This window comes from Winogradskyella sp., from assembly GCF_016744625.1.
Taxonomy (GTDB): Bacteria; Bacteroidota; Bacteroidia; order Flavobacteriales; family Flavobacteriaceae; genus Winogradskyella.
Genome location: NZ_JADGDZ010000070.1, coordinates 1 through 18,079, shown reverse-complemented (window position 1 = coordinate 18,079; position 18,079 = coordinate 1). Strand labels below are relative to the sequence as shown.

Annotated in this window: 20 protein-coding genes and 1 pseudogene; 4 read left to right on the top strand and 17 right to left on the bottom strand. The window is 30.7% G+C overall.

Annotated elements, in window-relative coordinates; translation table 11 throughout:
* Positions 1-656: 656 nt before the first annotated feature.
* From QZZ53_RS13035 to QZZ53_RS13020, 4 genes are read left to right on the top strand one after another with little or no spacing between them, the layout of a single operon-like run.
* The gene (locus QZZ53_RS13035; RefSeq protein WP_296385383.1) at positions 657-1,412 is read left to right on the top strand and encodes a hypothetical protein; all 756 of its coding nucleotides are present in this window, start codon (positions 657-659) and stop codon (positions 1,410-1,412) included.
* On the top strand, positions 1,413-1,808 hold the full coding sequence (locus QZZ53_RS13030) for a DUF5675 family protein (protein ID WP_296385380.1): 396 nt from the start codon (positions 1,413-1,415) through the stop codon (positions 1,806-1,808).
* A gap of 4 nt (positions 1,809-1,812) precedes the next feature.
* The gene (locus QZZ53_RS13025; protein ID WP_296385379.1) at positions 1,813-2,058 is read left to right on the top strand and encodes a hypothetical protein; all 246 of its coding nucleotides are present in this window, start codon (positions 1,813-1,815) and stop codon (positions 2,056-2,058) included.
* Complete coding sequence (locus QZZ53_RS13020) at positions 2,048-2,239, top strand: hypothetical protein (RefSeq protein WP_296385377.1); 192 nt, start codon at positions 2,048-2,050, stop codon at positions 2,237-2,239. The genes QZZ53_RS13025 and QZZ53_RS13020 overlap by 11 nt, the downstream gene beginning before the upstream one ends.
* A gap of 281 nt (positions 2,240-2,520) precedes the next feature.
* Here the strand turns inward: QZZ53_RS13020 and QZZ53_RS13015 are convergent, their stop codons facing one another.
* The 17 genes and pseudogenes from QZZ53_RS13015 to QZZ53_RS12935 all read right to left on the bottom strand — a co-directional run bounded on the left by QZZ53_RS13015 (position 2,521) and on the right by QZZ53_RS12935 (position 17,937).
* Positions 2,521-3,087: a hypothetical protein gene (locus tag QZZ53_RS13015; protein ID WP_296385374.1), complete on the bottom strand. Its 567-nt coding sequence runs from the start codon at positions 3,085-3,087 to the stop codon at positions 2,521-2,523.
* Positions 3,088-3,121: 34 nt separating this feature from the next.
* Positions 3,122-3,850: a PIN domain-containing protein gene (locus QZZ53_RS13010; protein ID WP_296385372.1), complete on the bottom strand. Its 729-nt coding sequence runs from the start codon at positions 3,848-3,850 to the stop codon at positions 3,122-3,124.
* A 730-nt stretch (positions 3,851-4,580) separates the two neighbouring features.
* Complete coding sequence (locus tag QZZ53_RS13005; RefSeq protein ID WP_296385370.1) at positions 4,581-7,304, bottom strand: tetratricopeptide repeat protein; 2,724 nt, start codon at positions 7,302-7,304, stop codon at positions 4,581-4,583.
* Between the two features lie 5 nt (positions 7,305-7,309).
* Entirely contained in the window at positions 7,310-8,902 is a 1,593-nt protein-coding gene (locus QZZ53_RS13000) for an N-6 DNA methylase (protein WP_296385368.1), read from the bottom strand.
* A complete protein-coding gene (locus QZZ53_RS12995) occupies positions 8,899-9,474 on the bottom strand; it encodes a hypothetical protein (RefSeq protein WP_296385366.1) in 576 nt (191 codons plus the stop codon). Before QZZ53_RS12995 ends, QZZ53_RS13000 begins: the two co-directional genes overlap by 4 nt.
* 4 nt (positions 9,475-9,478) lie before the next feature.
* A complete protein-coding gene (locus QZZ53_RS12990; RefSeq protein WP_296385364.1) occupies positions 9,479-10,120 on the bottom strand; it encodes a hypothetical protein in 642 nt (213 codons plus the stop codon).
* The gene (locus QZZ53_RS12985; RefSeq protein WP_296385362.1) at positions 10,120-12,444 is read right to left on the bottom strand and encodes a sensor histidine kinase; all 2,325 of its coding nucleotides are present in this window, start codon (positions 12,442-12,444) and stop codon (positions 10,120-10,122) included. The genes QZZ53_RS12990 and QZZ53_RS12985 overlap by 1 nt, the downstream gene beginning before the upstream one ends.
* A 1-nt stretch (position 12,445) precedes the next feature.
* The gene (locus QZZ53_RS12980; RefSeq protein WP_296385359.1) at positions 12,446-12,652 is read right to left on the bottom strand and encodes a helix-turn-helix transcriptional regulator; all 207 of its coding nucleotides are present in this window, start codon (positions 12,650-12,652) and stop codon (positions 12,446-12,448) included.
* Between the two features lie 66 nt (positions 12,653-12,718).
* Entirely contained in the window at positions 12,719-13,402 is a 684-nt protein-coding gene (locus QZZ53_RS12975; RefSeq protein WP_296385357.1) for an ATPase, read from the bottom strand.
* On the bottom strand, positions 13,399-14,055 hold the full coding sequence (locus tag QZZ53_RS12970; protein ID WP_296385356.1) for a hypothetical protein: 657 nt from the start codon (positions 14,053-14,055) through the stop codon (positions 13,399-13,401). Before QZZ53_RS12970 ends, QZZ53_RS12975 begins: the two co-directional genes overlap by 4 nt.
* 8 nt (positions 14,056-14,063) lie before the next feature.
* Positions 14,064-14,336 carry a helix-turn-helix domain-containing protein gene (locus QZZ53_RS12965; RefSeq protein WP_296385354.1) on the bottom strand — a complete coding sequence of 91 codons (273 nt, stop codon included), beginning with the start codon at positions 14,334-14,336 and terminating at the stop codon, positions 14,064-14,066.
* 266 nt (positions 14,337-14,602) lie between these two features.
* Positions 14,603-15,118 (bottom strand): annotated as a pseudogene (locus QZZ53_RS12960) (RteC domain-containing protein); the annotation flags it as partial.
* A gap of 153 nt (positions 15,119-15,271) precedes the next feature.
* Positions 15,272-15,634, bottom strand: a complete 363-nt coding sequence (locus QZZ53_RS12955; protein ID WP_296385352.1) for a hypothetical protein — start codon at positions 15,632-15,634, stop codon at positions 15,272-15,274.
* Between the two features lie 71 nt (positions 15,635-15,705).
* Positions 15,706-16,602 (bottom strand): DUF5777 family beta-barrel protein, encoded by an 897-nt coding sequence (locus QZZ53_RS12950; RefSeq protein ID WP_296385349.1) that lies wholly within the window; start codon positions 16,600-16,602, stop codon positions 15,706-15,708.
* 6 nt (positions 16,603-16,608) lie between these two features.
* Complete coding sequence (locus QZZ53_RS12945) at positions 16,609-17,148, bottom strand: YceI family protein (RefSeq protein ID WP_296385347.1); 540 nt, start codon at positions 17,146-17,148, stop codon at positions 16,609-16,611.
* Between the two features lie 5 nt (positions 17,149-17,153).
* Entirely contained in the window at positions 17,154-17,588 is a 435-nt protein-coding gene (locus QZZ53_RS12940) for a hypothetical protein (RefSeq protein WP_296385343.1), read from the bottom strand.
* 4 nt (positions 17,589-17,592) lie between these two features.
* On the bottom strand, positions 17,593-17,937 hold the full coding sequence (locus tag QZZ53_RS12935; protein ID WP_296385340.1) for a cytochrome c: 345 nt from the start codon (positions 17,935-17,937) through the stop codon (positions 17,593-17,595).
* Between the last annotated feature and the right edge of the window lie 142 nt (positions 17,938-18,079).

Here is an 18,079-nt window from a genome sequence, read left to right as displayed (position 1 = left end):
ACGATAAGGAAATTAAACTTACAATTAAAAATTGTGATAGTTTAGCAACAATTGAAACTATTGATATAAAAAAAGCTCAGTAAAAACTGAGCTTTTTTTAACTGAAGTCGGGGTGGCAGGATGAAACCAACCACTAACCTATACCTGTAAATCAAATAGTTACAATTATAAAAACATAAGTGTTAACCGAATTGTAATCATATCTCTTGAATTTGATTAGTTATAAATGAAATTTCGTAATAAATAAAGATAACTATTTTAAGGTTCTAATCCTATACAAATCGTATTAAATACTATGATATTTTCTCTAGATATTGATTTACTATTTCTTCTTTAATACCGCTATATTCAGCGAATTCTTCTGCTGTGATAAATTGGTATGGCTTCTTGCCGAAGTGAGCTTTAATGTCATTTAAAAGCTTGCGTCCGTATCGCTCACTTCTTCCTGTGATGCGCTGGATGTCTTTTGGGTATATGCAAACTCTTACTATTCTCATTTAATACTCTATCTATACTTAGTCCATACCTCATCTTGGTATCGTCTATATGTACTCTAATGGCATAAAACGAACCAATCGGAATGAATGTATATGTGTTTTTGATTTCTTTTATAAATCTACTGTCTTTTGTTCTTATAATCAAAAAATTAGAGCATTATGGCTAAACAAACAGGTATTATCAAATTAAAAGGAACTATCGGCGATATTTCCTTCTACAAAAGTGCTGACGGACACCTAGCACGTTCAAAAGGTGGTGTCGATAAGAATCGTATTGCCAATGATCCTGCGTTTCAGAGAACTCGTGAAAATGGCTCGGAATTTGGACGTGCTGGAAAAGGTGGTAAAGTGATCAGAAATGCTATTCGTGTGCTTTTGCAGAATGCGAAAGATAAACGAGTGGTAAGTCGTTTGACAAAAATCTTAGTTGCAGTTACTAAAACTGATGCGGTTAACGAGCGTGGACTTAGAACCATCGAAGATGGTGATATGAATACGCTTTCAGGCTTTGAATTCAATGCCAATGGAAAGTTAGGTGCAACACTTTTCACGCCATATGCGACAGCATATGATCGTGCAACTGGTGATGTAGATATGGATATTACTGCATTTGCACCAACGGTGCGAATTGCTGCTCCAGGTGGCACAACCCATTACAAACTTGTAATGGGTGCTGCAGAGCTTGACTTTGCAAATGAAGCTTCAGTTTTTGAGAGCGCAGAAACTGCTATTCTTCCATATGATGGTGCAAATACTGCTGCTATTAACTTGAGTGTGGCTCTTACTGCTAACTCAGTACTTCCAGTACTGCAGGTTGTAGGTATTGAGTTTTATCAAGAAGTAAATGGACAAATGTATCCGTTGAAAAACGGTGCATTTAACGCTCTTTCTGTAGCAAGAGTAGATACTGTTTAAATGAATGTGTTATTGCATAGGACCTATTATGAAGAGGGCACTAACAGTGCTCTTTTCTATAATGGTCAGTTTTTAGGTTTTGCCATTGAATTACCCTGGTTAAATAACCAGAGAAATGTGTCTTGTATTCCTGAAGGCGAATACGAGCTGAAAGCGAGATATTCAAAGAAGTTTGGTCACCATTTACACATCGTAGATGTGAATGGTCGTAGTCTAATACTTCTTCATCCTGCGAACAACGCGAAGCGCGAGCTTCGAGGTTGTATTGCACCTGTAACGCAGTTAACAGGTATCGGAAAAGGCAGTAATTCAAAACCATTACTTCAAAAATTAGTATCGCTAGGCTATCAAGCATTCGATAGAAACGAAAATGTATTATTAACAATTAAATCTTAAGAAAATGAATATTGTAGATCGTTATAAAAAACCAACACCAAAGTTCTTCAGAACTTTAAGAAATATTGGCATCGCATTAGCTACAGCTGGTGGTGCAATAATTGCAGCACCAATTTCTTTACCTGCATTAGTGGTAACAGTAGCTACTTATATGACCGTTGCCGGAACTGTTGCTACTGCAGTTAGTCAAGCCGTGACTTTTGATGATGAAACTGAAATTCCGAAATCACATTTAAAAGATGACGAATAACTTATCGCATCTTAAATTTTCAATTATTGGTGGTACGATATCTTCAACCTGGATTCATATTACTTCAGATGATATTATCAAAACCATCATAATGGCTGTTTTGGGTGCTGTAGTAAGTTATATTGTTTCTCTTGTACTAAAACGGATTCATCAAGTTTTCAGAATGAGAAATAAAAAGTAGAAAGAGAGCTTCATAATAGATGCTCTTTTCTTTTTACGAGAACTTTCAGAGGTAGCACAAAACCCTTCCAATATTTTTTTAGAAAAACAAAAAAGACAACTATCTAACTGATGGCATGGCAATGCTGTCAAGCTTTTTGGAAAAAATAATGCGCTTGGTATAAGGTTTAAAAAATGGCACGTGCTTTTAAGCGTATTATTTTTTTCAAAACCTTTAGGCTTGAGCTTTATAGCATTATTACGGTGGGCGATGGAAGCCAACTATATTTGTGACCTATTTTATTATCTACCGATTCCTTTGAGTAGATTTTTAAATTCTTCATAATTTCTAAAACTATCGATGTTTAACAAATTGATATTTTTTGAGGATTTTTGAAATGAATTTCTATTGAAACCATTGAATCCAACTTCAGATTCAAATATAGTTTGAATACGTAATGACCACTTTTTCATAAACTTTATTCTTTCTGTTAAATCATGCCTACTCAAATTTTGAGTAGTAGTTTGGCCATGAAAAATCTTATTACGTTCACCCTGAATAATAATCAATCTATCAAAATCATTTTGAAAATCGACACCATAAAGATTAGATAAATCAGAACAATAAATATGCTCAATGCCTTTAATAAAATTTTCAAAATACATTCTCTTATTCTTGGATATAATTGTTCTAAGCATCTTTATATCCTCTGCCGAATAATCCGGATGTTGGTATATTAAAAATGAAAATATCCTACGAACTTGTCTCTCTAATTTAATTATAGAAAGAGCGAAAGAATCAACTCCTCTTGTCTCAAATGAGGATTTTAATAATAAATCAACAGTACTAAATTCTTGTTCAACATTCATATAAATATATTTTTATTATTTAAAACCATTGTTATTAAAACCCACGTCGTTCCTCTCTATACATTTCGGTAGCAATATCGATCCAGTTTTCAAAATCCATTATTGCAGCAGGTGCTAGTGTAAACAATGCTTGGTTTAAATGTCTTACGTAAGTTATATCAGCCCCATCTAACATTTCTTCTAAATCTGGATGAGGTAAATCCTTATCTTCAGGGTCTGCATAATCTGTATGATTCATTGTTATAAAAATACCTTTTGGACGCATACCACCTCCATAGTTATTTCTATGCTCAATAGAACTTAATAAAATTAATGCATCTGCAACGCTATTCTTCTTAATCGTGAAAGGCGCTTTTTTTTCAATCGCCCAGTCGACTACTTGCAATTTCATCTCATCAGTAATTATAGTCTGTGTAGCTCTTTTTATGATATCTGTGATAGCTTCAAATCTTTTATTTGCTTCTTCAATTCTTATATCTTCAGAAGAATATTTTCTTAATAAATTTGAATAAGCCTTACTATCTTCTATTTCTAAATACGAAGTAATATTTTTTGCTGATGTGAAGTCATCCTTAATAGATTTTCTAATAAGTACTAGGATCCTCTCTTTATTACGTTCCCATTCTTCCAGAATAATATCATTTGACAACAAGTTAATCTCACTGTTTTCGAATAATTCTACTAACTCATTGAAAACACCTTTGGGTTCGTCAGCTGCTACATTGGTTATCCAAACGCTTGTATCTAAAATAATATCTACCATTCCGCTAAACTAATTATAATAAGCAGGTAATCCAAAAGGCGCGAGCCGCCTGCGAGATTAGCAAGGTTGTTGTGAGTGAATGCCTGTAGGCACGGAAGGCACGCACGACTATGTTGCAAACACTAGGCTGGCGCAGTTTTTTGATTCAGTTTATTCTCAACCAAAAAGGTTAATAAAAATATTAGTTTTCATTTTTGTAAAAATTTAATTGAAATGGTTTCAAAAAATGTGACAGCCGTTAAAGACCGCAGCGACACGCAGGCTCGCAAAACATTAAATAGCGGTTGTACCTTAATTTTTAGATCTTGCGCATAGCGCAAAACAGCTTTGGATTTTAAGGCACAAGAGTAGCTATGGGTGAGGAATAGAGAAATGTGTGGAATAGTGCAAGTAAATAGTGCTGCGAGGACGTCTCGCCGCAGCAGTACTATTTACGGTAAGCACAAATGCGACGATAGAAGCATTTTTGATTATGAACTATGAAACTAAATGGAACGACTGACGAACACCTTATTACCTGCCTTCCTAAATTTTGAAATTATTACTGCAGATGAATTAAAAGATGAATTGTGCGTTGGCTAAAAATACTGGTTTTGGTAATGAAGCGTCTGTCCGATAGGCAGGTGCGAAATGGACATAACTAGTATTGCGCGGAACTGGAAGCTCTTGCGATTGAGTGAATGTAGCTTTTCGTGAAATGAAGGAATGAGTATGTGCTGGAAGTGTGGAATTATTTAATCTGGGTTAAGAAGCTATTTAAGACTTCACTTAATTCAGGTTTTTCATTTGCAACTTTAGAAATCCATTTTTTAAAATCTTCCATTTTATTTTCTTTAGGAAGAATTAAGAGTATCATACCTTTTACAAAATATTCTATTTTATCTATTGCGCTTGTTTCCCTTGTTAGTTCAACCAAAAATACATCTGGTGGTCTATTGTTCGCTAAGGATGATAACATATAATGACCTAATAATTCAATTGCTTGAAGTTTATTATCGTTTCCATACCAATTTGAGAATAAAAGGCATCGGAATATAAATGGCAATTCATCTATATCTAAAGTTTGATTATCTAGCTTTAAATTATAATACTCCTCAAGAACTATGATAGATTGTTCGAAATTTTCACTTAATAGTAAATGATAACCAAAATCCAAAATCGCAGCTTCTAACTTAACATCCATTTTGAATTGTTTTGCAAGCTGAACGTTAATGCCAAACATTTTAGCAGCTGATTCATAATCTTTAGCTTCAGAGTATGTCTGCCCATAGCTTATATATAAATGATACAAACCTTCAAACATATTCATGCCATGAAGATCTATCGCTTCTCTGTAATAATCAATACTTGTGTCAAATGCTTCAAAAGCTTTTTTGTGCATAGAGTTTGCTCTATAAACATCACCAATAGAATGATATATTTGAGCTGAATCGTAAATCTGTAATTCTAAATTTGAGATAGAATCTCGAAATTCTAATAGTTCGTTAAGCGCCTGTTTTTCTTTGTTGTTGATTACAAGTATGCGAAACAATGCTATTTTGCTCTTAACAAATATAGTAGGGCTTTCTGAGTGCGACAACTCTTTATAAATACTTACAGCTTCATTTTGTTTAGTATCATCTAATTCATCATTAGAAAGATAAGTTAGTATGCTAGCCTTTTCAAACAAAAAAGGTGATTTTAAGGAAGAATCTGAAAATAATTTAAGACCTAAGTCATACATCTTTAATGACTTTTTATATTCCCCTTGCATTCTATGAACTCTACCTAATATGTAATATAAAAAATCCCATTTTACTTTAAAATCCTTTGACAATAATCTATCTCCATACTCTAAAACTAAATAGAAAAAACCTTGGCCCATTAAAGATGACATAAAATTAGAACAAATAGTTTTTGCTTCTGTTTCTCTTTCCATATTTAAAAGTAGATGTACTAAAGCATTAATCTCAAAGAATTTTGAATCTTCATTTATAGACTTCAAGTATTTAATTAAATTTTCTTTTATTTTCTCATCTTCGTTTATGCGAATGTTTTTTGTTAGATACAACTTTATATATTCTGGAATTATAAAAAAATCATCCAAAGTTCTTTCTATTAAAAACTTTTGTTGAAGTGAGGTAATAGCAGCAGTAAAACTTGTTGAGTATTTAGATAATTCATAACGGAAAGGAATATCTAATACTATTAAATATGAAATTAATTCTATTTCATTTTCAACAAGTTTGGATACTATTTTATTCTTAATAAACACTTCTATTTCCCCAATGCCTCTATTTTTTAGTGATGATAGAAAATTAGCTATTGGCTGGTAGTCAATTATTGATGCTGAAAGTTTCAAAAGATATGGATGAGCACCTAATAATTTATGTAAATACCTAATTTCATTTTCGTTAATCTGAGTTATATTATAGAATTCACATAAGCTTTTAAAATCGTCAAACTTCAATCCTTTTAATTGTAACTTAAAAAAAGGATTACCAAAATCCATAATACTAAATCCATAGGTTGTAGATATTAGAATTTTAGAAGATGCTATCTCATTATTTAAAATTTTAATTAATGGTAATAATTGATGTTTTTCAGAATTGAGCGCATCAAACACTATACAAATGGAATATGTATTTAAAGCCTGACTTAAGTAATTCTCAATTAGGTTATCTCCACTTAATAGTTTTTTTTCTAAACTTATATCATTGAAATTATCTTTAAGAAAATTAGAGATATGATTAAAAAAAAGAGCTTTACTATTTATGATTTCACAATCAATCCATAGTATCTTATGAGATTTTATTTCAGCAATTAAGTGAGCTATTAAGCTTGATTTACCAATACCTGAAAGCCCTTCTACAATAATCGTATTATAATTATCAAAATTTTTATTTACAGCTTTAAGTTCTTCTTTTCTTCCAATAAAATTTAGTGTAGCAGGTTGACCGTAGTATGCATTGATTTTGTGTTGTGAATCTGAACCTATAGGGCGATTAAGTAAGTCTATAATTGAATCCTGCTTATCTTCAATTCTATTTATAGTTTCGTTTAGTTGTGGCACGAAATCATTAAATCTCTCTATAACAGATTCAATTAGTCTTGTTTTTATTTTTAGAGGTTTCTCGGAAAATCTTATATGATGGTTTTCTTTAATCTCTCTTAATAACTCTACAGTATATTCATCTGTATTATCTGTTTCTACGTGATGTTTATGACAAAAGAAAATTAAGTTTGAGTAACCTCTTCTTTCTTCATTAGTTTGATTTTTATTGAAGCGCTCTCCACCAGGCATTGCTGCTTCAATATGGCAACATTGAGCAATTAATCTATTTTCATCATTAAACAATAATTCCTCGCAATTTGGGTATGCACATTGATTACCAGACCTAGATAATAATAAATTTAGGGTAGAAGATTTTGGTGTTAATCTTTTAGGTATTTCGTTATCATTTTTCTTTGTCAATACTTCTACTTTTTCTGTCTTCTAGAAACTAACTTAGTTCTGATTGCTTCAATTCTATTAATCTCTTCTGAAGTTAAACCAAGTGTAGTATTTAAAATTTCAGTATTATACCTTGAGAGTACTTCTGAGATATTTTGTTTGTTCTTAAAATTCGTTTTATAATCCTCAAAATCATATACAGTTGTATAGGGTAATGGTAAAGCTCTAAATTCATTTGGTGTTACTTCTAATACACCACCGCCATAATAGCGCCCTTCTAACTCTGCAAATGCGAGTGTTAACGAGTTGTAAAATGAGAATATTATATTTTCAATTTGATAACCATCTTTCGACTCAACCATGTAAGCACTATCAGTCACATAAGCCTCTGCATTGTTCTTTAAAAATTTCGGATATTCATGAGCTCTTTTGAAAAAGAAAGCTTCTGATTGCTTTGCTATATTTGGAACTTGATACCAATGTTTTCTTTGGCGACATTTAAACCTAGTTTCCAATTCCCTATCGGTTCCTATTTCTAAATAACTTACAAGACTTTTAGATAACTTACTTGGGTTGGCCTTATTAAAATCTAAGAGGTAAGCTGGCTTTTCTTCTTCTACAAGTTTCTGAAAATCTTCATTCTCAAATGTTACAGAACCATTTACATAAAATCCTTTTTGAACAATTGGTTTAGAGTAACTCCTTAACCTATTTTTGGTAACTACCTCATCATTAACAATAAAATAATCGTTAGCAGCTGTAACTATGCCTGCTTTATTCTCTACATATTTATTAGTTAAATTTAGTTTACATTTTAAATTCTCTAAGAATTGATGTTCATCTGGTGATAAGAAATGATGAGTCCATTTGGTATTTGATTCAGAAACAGAAATATTTTGCATCAACGTAAAACTTCTATTCTCTAACTCTTCTATATTCTTTATAGTTGTGTAATAAGTACCCTGTTCTTGATGTTGATTATATCCCACTATTAGAACCGTATCTTGTCCTTTGCATTCTTGAAATTGTAATTCATCAAACATGAATACTTCAAGTCTTTCAAAACTTGATTTTAGTAAATCTCTTATTTCTTCTGAAAACTTTACCTGAAGTAATTCTAAAGGAAGAACAAATGCGATAACGCCATTATCCTCTATCTTTTGAATAGCACTCACTAAAAATGCTGTCCATATATTATTAATCTTTTTATCGTTTAACTCACTATCAATATGAATAGATTTACATAGGTTTTTTTGTTCATTAGTAAGTAGAGAGCTTTTTACATAAGGTGGATTCCCTATGATTAGGGAATACAAATTATTATCGGAATTATGAAAATCTAAATAGTCGCTATGAATAGAATTAAGATTAACAACGGGATTACATCTATCTATGGCCTTGTTTAATTCTTCTACCTCTCTTTCAACTATGGTTAGATTAATATTTTGAAATCTATTTAATTGATTGTTATCAGAAATAGCTGCTGCAAAATTACCGTCTCCTACACTAGGTTCTAAAATAGAAATAGAATCTTGATCAAAACTTTCAAGACAGTAATCTGCAATGAAATTTGATAATCTTATTGGTGTGTAATATGAGCCTAAGTTCTTCTTGTTCATTGTTCAATCTCTAAATATTTAAGATAGCCTATAAATTCATTTGCTAACTCTCCTTGTAATTTTAAAATTTCATCTTTTTGAGGACAATCTTTCATATTTGTAATTACCTCTCTAATTTTACTCATCTTCTCTAAAAGAATATCCAACATATAAATAATTGAATATCTACTCAGGTACAATTTAAGTTTGGTATGCATGTATACAGCCTTGACTGATGTATCAACAGGAAAAATATTCCCTTTCTTATCCCTATAAAAATGCTCATTATAATCTTCATCGCACGGGTCTAAGTAATCAAAATCATCATCACTTTTCGCTATATTCACATAAGAACATGAGTAAACTAAATTTTTATAATCAGTTTCCAATTGTGGGTATTTAGATTTTGGTTTAAAATGATCAATATGAAAATTTTTAGAACCACCAAACCATAAATGACTACAGTTTGTATAACCACACCTGCCTCTAAAGTCTTTAGTTAAATATTTTTTATATCCACGATATGATGCTAGTATTGAACCAGAATATGTTCTTTCTGGAATATCTTTTTCTTCTCTAAATTTGACTACCATAGAATTATTGATTTTTTTGTTTATTTATCGCATCAATAATATCATCTGCTTTTTTAATCAATTCTTGTAACCTATCTGTATTAGAGGAAATTCTAATATCTTCTTTTATGTAACCTCTTTTATCTAAAGATTTTGAAACCAAAGAATCTAAATCTAAAAGTTCTTGTTCTTCTGACATTGTCAACGAATCTTCTTCTTGCTTTTTCTTAAGGTCAAGTATTCTTATCTCAGCACTTTCGATTTTGGCTTTATGTTTTTTAATTTGAAGAATTACTTTATCAAAAAACTTAGAAGATTCTTGAACATCTACTTTTTCATAAACAATATTAACATCAGACCCTTTATCTTCAGCATCTTGTTCAAAAGAAGTTAATATGAAAACAGGAAAATCTTCACGAATATCTAATATAGCCTTAATTATATCCGAACCGTTGTAATGAACTGTGGGCGCTTCTTCTGATAATTTGAAATCTGATACAATAGCATCTACAGATGAAGCTAAAATCTCTTTTACGGTTTCATTAATATCATCATTTGGCTTTATTACAATAACCTCAAATTTAGTGTTTGCTCTTAATAAAACACTTCTTTTAAAAGACCTTATATCAGAGTCCACTTCATCTATATATGCAACTTTATAACTCATTAGCTTGCTGGAAGATTTATATTAACCTGAAACCCAGGTCTTATTTTTGTTAATCTTATTGTACCATTATAATCGTCTATTACAGATTTTGTAATCCACATTCCCAATCCTGTACCTATTTGTTCTCCTGTATGTTCATCACGCTTGGTACTAACAAAAGGAAGAAAAATTTTATTTGGATCTACTAAATCTTCCTCTAGACCTGGTCCTGAATCCTCATAAACAACATTAATACCCGTTTTTATATCGTATTCGAAACTAAACTTTATTTCCCTTACGCTTGAAGCATCTGGTCTATTAAAGGCATCTACAGAATTTGCAATTAGATTATTAAAAATGCTATCTAAGTCTATTTCGTGTCCTTGAAAAAACACTTCTGAAAAAACACCTCTATGAATAGAAAATTCAATCTTTTTCTTTGTTAAAATAGAATTCCATAATCGTTCAAATTTTTTGAGGTAATCTACTAAATCTATTTTTCGATATGACCTTTTATCTTTTCTAACAGCTCCTAAAGAAAAATCCAACCAATGCTTTAATTTTTTATCTTGATCTTGGATATCATCAATAAGAATCATAGGATCTAATTCTTCTGGTAATTCTTTCAACTTATCTGCATCCAACAAACCAGATAATATCATTTTCAAATCAGAAGTTCTCGGCAAAAGACTATCGCTCATATTTTTCAACTCGTGAGCAAATGAGGTCACAATCATACCAGCACTAGCTAAAACCCGTAAAAGTTTTTGTTCGTCTTTCAAATCCTCATTTTCTTCATCAAATGCTATTACACCATCAACAAGTGTATCTGTATCATGCTCTGATGTGCCACTACCGTTATCTCCATGTTCTTTATCCTTTTTTTCTTTTGCTTTTCTTCGAGCCTCTTCTTTTGCCTTTTCTCTTTTATTCTTTTCATCAAAGATTTTTTTGAGAGTCATCATAACTTGATTACGATCATTTTCAAATACTCCAATTATTTCTATTAGAATATTCTTAAATAATGAAAACGCATCATTCTCTTGTATTCCTTCACGACTAGATTTATCCTCAAAAGATATATTATGTATTCTAGAGATATTTACAATACCATATGTTTGTTGAGGCCTTACTTTGTAACCTGGCCGTGTAACAGTCGGATTCTGTAATGCTCGTTTACCTAAATCGAGCCAATCAAAAGAATTGCTTTTTACCTCTCCATAAGGTCTCACACGAAAATAATCTCTAAATAATTTAACACCACCAAACTCATTAAGCCATTTAACTCTGTCTCTGTAGTTAACGTTCTTATAAGGATATTTTTTTATTTCATCTTTTTCTTGGCCACCACCACGTTTCATAAAATAAAACTCAAAGTCAAAAGCCCCAATTTTTGATAGGTTGTTATCAACATCTTTAAATCCAGGTATTAATCCCAATAATGTTGTGTCTATTTGGAAAAATCCTTTTTCAAATATTTCTTTACCATAAAGGTTTGATGAATTAGCCACTATATCAGAAGCGAAAAACCCGATATCATCTAGTTCATTAGTATTAAGTTCATTCCTATAAACTTTAATATTAATATTACCTTCTTCATCATTAGAAGCTATAAGACGATAATCAAAATCATCACATACTGTAGATTCTACTTTTCCGTATTCATTTGGATTTAAAGCTGAAAATAAATGAATATTAAAAGTTGAAACAATTTTAGGTGGCACCAGTAACTCTAGGTTAGAATAAAGATTATTTATACTTTTCTGATGCCAATCATCTCTTAAATTAGTTATTTTAATTATTGTTCCTTTATCCTCTTCCCAATTATCAAGTATTGACTCATCTAACTTATATTCGGAAAGAAAATCTTTTGCGATATCCCTAATACTAGTATGCTCTGTATAATCTAAAGTTGCTTTTATGTCTGAAATTATCGCTGATTTTTTATTGAATTTCTCCCAATCTACAGACCATAAAATAACCTTTTCACTTTCTAGAGTCTTGGTATACATGTAGCATTGAGATCCTAATCTATCAATTGCAAAACGTCCAATACCCTTTGCTCCAGTTTTAATACGTTCATCAGTAGATAATGGGTCATCGAGTTTGTCATCTGTACCGATTATCATCCAATGACTTCGGATTTTTTCCTCAGTCATTCCAGTACCTCCATCAATAATCAGAATTTGGTCATCTAATGGATCGATAATGACAATACCTATTAAAGAATCTGCATCATATGCATTTTTAATTAATTCAATTATAGCTCCTCCTGCATTTGCGAAATTTTCCTGACCAATTAGTCTTGCAGTTCTAGCGGATACTGTAAAAGGTATTTCTGCCATATTATTTGCCGGTTATTAACAAAGTTCCAACTTCTACTCCTAAGACATCAGCCATCTGAATAAGTGTTGGCACAGATGGTTGTCTAGAATTAGTACACCAATTTGAAACAGTTGTTTCACTTTTTTGCATTTTTTCTGCTAGCCATTTATTTGACTTATCATTTTCAACTAAAACAAGTTTCAATCTATTCCACTTCTTTTTACTCATAAGAGATATTTTTAGCTTATAAGCAAATATATTTAAGTATTAGCATACTTTTTGGCATTTTTGGAATTATTTACGTTTATCAATAGAGTTTTCTTTGAAGGCCACCAAATTAAACATCTCTCTCATACGTGACCTTATCCTTTCTCCATATTTTTCTTGAAGCTCTTCTGCATTTAAATTGGTTGTTATGTGCGTTAAAACATGTCGTTGTCTAAATACTTCATATCTTGATATGAGTATTTCTCCCATTACGTTACAGTCTTTACCATAATGTCTGCCAATATGCTCGACCCCTAAATCATCAAAGCAATATGCTTTATCATCACTATAATCTTCAATTAATTTGAAGCCAACACCATTAAATCCGAAAACGATATTCCTGCAAGGAATAAAGTTATAGGACTTTTTATGTGGTACGAGATGAGGTAACAACCTCATCAAAGTCGTTTTTCCACATCCTACAGGACCAGATAATAGAATGCCTTTTGCTGTATCAATATCTAATTTCTTGCAATACTCATGATCCTGGATAAAATAGCTTGCCAATTTAAGTAGTAGCTCGTGGTCGTCTTCGTAAATTTTGAAATTTTTACCGTAAAGCAGCTTTCCTTTAGCATCTAGATATTTGAGAATTTTAGGAAAATCGTATGAAATAGATTTACCATCAAAAGACCCTAGTTCAAACTGCGTAGCGCCTTCAATGAGGATATGTGGCTTTTTAGGATTATAGTATGTTGCCGGATGCTTCATAAAGGTTGATTGTAATTTTTATTTCTCACGGTGTGTAAGTTGTCTTGATTTTGGGACACTTGTTTTTCTGTTTTTAATTCTTCAGATTTTAACATCCAATTTTTTGCTGAAGCATGCCAATTTTCAATTTTTATTTTACCTCCAATTTTCCAACCTATAGCCTGATAATGATTATAGAATTTTTGTGCTTCTAATTTTGGCCAGTCTTCTTTTTTAAAAAATTGTAAAACTTCATTTTCATTTTTAGGCTTTTGTAGTTTATAACTGTTTTGTATTGTTTGTATATGTTTATTAGAAGGTACCAGTGCTTGTCCTTGATTTGGGACACCTAAGTCCAGAGCTTGTCCAGAGGTTGTCTCGAATATGAGCATCTTAATTATAGAACCCTTGAATGGATTATGGGATGGTTCATAAATTAGGTATTTGTAATGATGTAATTCTTTAGTGCATCTATGATAGGTAGATTTTGAACCAATCTTAGATAACTTCATTATATCGTCACGATTCACGTGGAAACTATCGCGAAATCGATTGTAATTCCATATTTGAAAAAACGCTAAATACAAACTGATGTGTGTTGGATTAAGTCTGCTATCTTTTGAAAACTGACTAAATACTGCGTTGAGGTGCTTGATGTAATTAACTTCTGCCAAAGCATAACTTATGAAGCTACACGATTTTCTCTGAGTACTTTTAGGATTTCTTCATACTCGTAGAGTATGATGCCTCCAATTTTAGTGTAAGGTAGTGTACCATTAATTCTAAGATTTTGCAATGTTCCTGGACTTACTTGTAGCATCTTTTTTACCTCTGCAGATTTGAGATATTTTTTTGGTTTTGTCTGTGGGTTTTCTGAGAGTAGTTTTTTGAGCTCTCCGAATAATTGCATTTTAAAATCGTAGAGATCGTCTGTAGTTAAAATTGTAGTTGCCATAATAAACGGTTTAAGATTAATAAGCTACCGCCTTGAACTTACATTCGTAGCAGTAGCTATTAATATGATTTGACTTTCGTTTGGCAAATATGAAGGAATTTAGAGTAACTATTTCACAAGACAACACCAAGTTGGGTGATTTTAATCGCTAATTACCAATGTATTACAATAATTTAATTTAAACTTTAATAATACTTTACCTAATACTAAATTTACATAAAACATACTAATTAAGATTTGATATTAAAATACCCAACTTGGGTGTTTTAATCGTCTGCATTATCCATCCTCGAAATAAGTGATTCTTTTAGTTTATCGAGAAATTTAGTTTGGTTAATTTTCCTAGATCTAACTTCCAAATACGTTCTGTAATAGTCTCCCAAATCTATATTAAATACCGTTTCACAGACTAATGCCATCTCTTTAATATCTACCATGCCATTATTAACTACTCCTGCTGAATGTAACGCATAAATAAGTTCAACTAAATCAGTTTTATTAGCAGTCCATAAAAGTTTTGATTGTTTCTGAAACATATACACGCTTGAATCCATACCATTATTTTCAATTTTATCAGATTCTGTTTTTAAATATATAATAAGCATATCATAGGCTATGATTGTAGATACGGTTGTATCATGACTGGTGGCAAATTTATTATCATAAAAAAATGCAAATGAGTCTGGGAAAAGTCTAATATCTGCTTTACCTCTTAAAAAGTATTGCTCATCCAAAAATGTTGCTCCTCTACGATAGTAATGATAAAATTCTAAATTATCATTAAAGAGTTTCTTGTAATTTTAATTCCTTTTTCTGCTTTATCAATCGTATTTTCTATTTCCGATTCTAAAAATTCAATTTTGGATTCAAAATCTCTAACAATTCTTCTAATTATTTTTTCCAAACTCTATATTTAACACAATAAGTATCGAATTTTAATGAGCAATAACTTTAAAATACCAATGAATATTGCAAATTATAATTGCGCATAACTCTCCTTTTTGATTAGAAAATTTATGTTTTATTTTTAATACAGATGATTCATGATTTGTATCTAAAATTTGAACATCTACTGTAAACAAATTTGTAAAAAACAAGTTTTTGGATTTCTTTAGTGATTGATCTACAACCTCAAATTCTAACCTATCTAGAATATTTGTTTTGAATATTTTAGTACTGTTTTGTGCAAAAAAATCTTTTCTAGTTAATTCTGAGTACTTGTAATAAGTTTCATCAACCATTAATAGAAAATCATCTATATCTTCTTGCCCATTGACTTTAAATGATTTATAATACATATTTCACAAAAAAACTGGACACATTTTAAAGCTTAAAACCTTTAAATAGTGCCCAGTGGTTAATCACATTTCTACAAACTATTTTTCTTTTTCTTTTTCCCACCTGTTTGAAATGCTCTTGAAATATTGAAACCAAAATGAATTCCTCCCTCAAAAAAATCATTTGTAGTTTCAGTAATAAAATCTCTTTCAATCATCGTAATTGAATTAGACAAAATAATTTGGAACACATGACCACCTGTTTCTATATCTACTCCTATAGCTAATGCATTTTTTGTATTTACCGATTTTAAAGGATTAATCGTATAAAAATATTCAGCATTTAAAGTCACTCTATTACTTAGTTTAATACGGTTACCAAACCCAATAGCAAAAATATCATGTGAATCTTCATCAATTCTAACAGAATTATTATGAATATATGTTGGGGTAATTTGAAGAGACAGTGAACTATTAATTTTACTTGCTATTAACAATTGTGACGTATAAGCCAATTTTTTATTGAAATCTGGCTTATTAGCAGGATCGTAATCTTTTAATGTTCTGTAAATTATACTTTCGAAAAGAGATACGCTAAAAGGAAAAGATTTTTCTCCTTTACTCTGCCTTATTAATTGATATTTTGCAAAACCATCATATGTTTTATTAAACGAGCTTCTACCTAGACCTAGCATTAGCCTATCAGAAAGACCGTATTCAAATGCAAACCGTATATTAGATTGGTCTAACCCGAATAATTCATCAATACCTTGATTAATCCTACCAAATCTATGAGAGATTAAAAACTCTAGTGTTCCTTTTTTTCTGTTCTCTATTGAATGTCCATTTAATATCCTTGTCCCCTTAAATGTAGACGACACAAATTCTTTATGATTTGGGCTTTCACTATCAAGCACATCCATAAGGTCATCCTGAGAAAAAAGGCTATTAAATGATAGCAATAAAGCTATTATTAAAATATTTTTCATAATCAATTATTTAATTTTTTTATGGTTTAACGAGAAAGTAATTTCAATTGTCTTAGCAATATTGTTTTTAACTACTGAAGGAATTTTTATCTCATAATCAGCTACTAAAACGGTAAACACTCCTTTTAACACCACGCTATCTTTATCAATCTCAATAGCCGCTTCAACTTTAACTTTTTTAGTTATACCATGTATCGTTAAATCTCCTTCAATTGATACTTTACTTTTGTTTTCTAAATTTTCAGCATCAAGAATTTTTCCTTTAAATTTTGCTTTAGGAAACTTATCCGATTCTACATAATTCTCATTGAAATGTTCTTGCATCAAGGACTTTTCGAACATAAAAGATTTCATTAATATAGAAATAGCAACATCACCTGTTTCTAAATCAACAATACTTAATACTTGATTATTGATAGCTTCAATATCTTCTACAGGTGAATGTGAGAAGAATGAAATTGTACCTTGCTTTGTTAGATACCTTTCTTGAGCTTTTAAATTGTTTATTAGTAAAAAACATACTAATACTGATAAAATATATTTCATTTCATTTAATTGTTTACAACATTACATCTGACCAAAATGACATCCATTAAGTATCCTGTACAAATACCTTTTACACTAACAATTTGACCTTCCTTAAGGTTAATTAATTTCTTATTTTCTTTTGTTGATAGATTACAAATAACAGTTCCAAAACCATCTTTTTGATTTTTTATAGTTAGTATAATATCATTATTCTCTGAAGCTTCTACTTTAGATATCTGACCATTCACCTGAATAATCTTATCTAAAAACTTTTTATTAGCTAACTCTTCATCATTCTCATATTCATATAATAAATCAGTAGCATTTGTTATAATATCTGGATTAGCATTATAAACATCTATATGTGGCTTATAATACTGACTAAGCGCCAAGGCTATTATCAACACTCCCACAACAAGAAGTGCAAACCCTATTTTTTTTCGTTTAGTTAGCTTCATATGATTAATTATTTAGTGAACCATTTTCAATCCAACATGTTATCAAATCAATTTCCTCATTTGTTAAAGAACCACCAATTGGCATAGTTCTATTAACAACTTGTTGTTCCACTATTTCTGAATTAGTGCTAACTCCATTGTATGTTCTTAAATCTGGAAATTGATTACCATTATGACAACTCACACAGTTATTGTCTATTATTGGTTTGACTTGGTTAATAAATGATGTATTTGGATCACAGTCTTGGATTGACACTTGAAAATCATCTTCTACATAACTTTCACAAGAAGAGACAATAACACATGATATAATTAATACAAAACTATTTAAATATTTTATGTATTGCAATTTTAAAATTTACATTATTTCTTTTTCCTAAAACCTATATTTTATGCCACTTATTCTATCTACACGTTTTACTTCAATGCATATTTTATATTCGTTTTTTAACGTTGATAGATATATATTTAAGCAAACATAATGTATACAG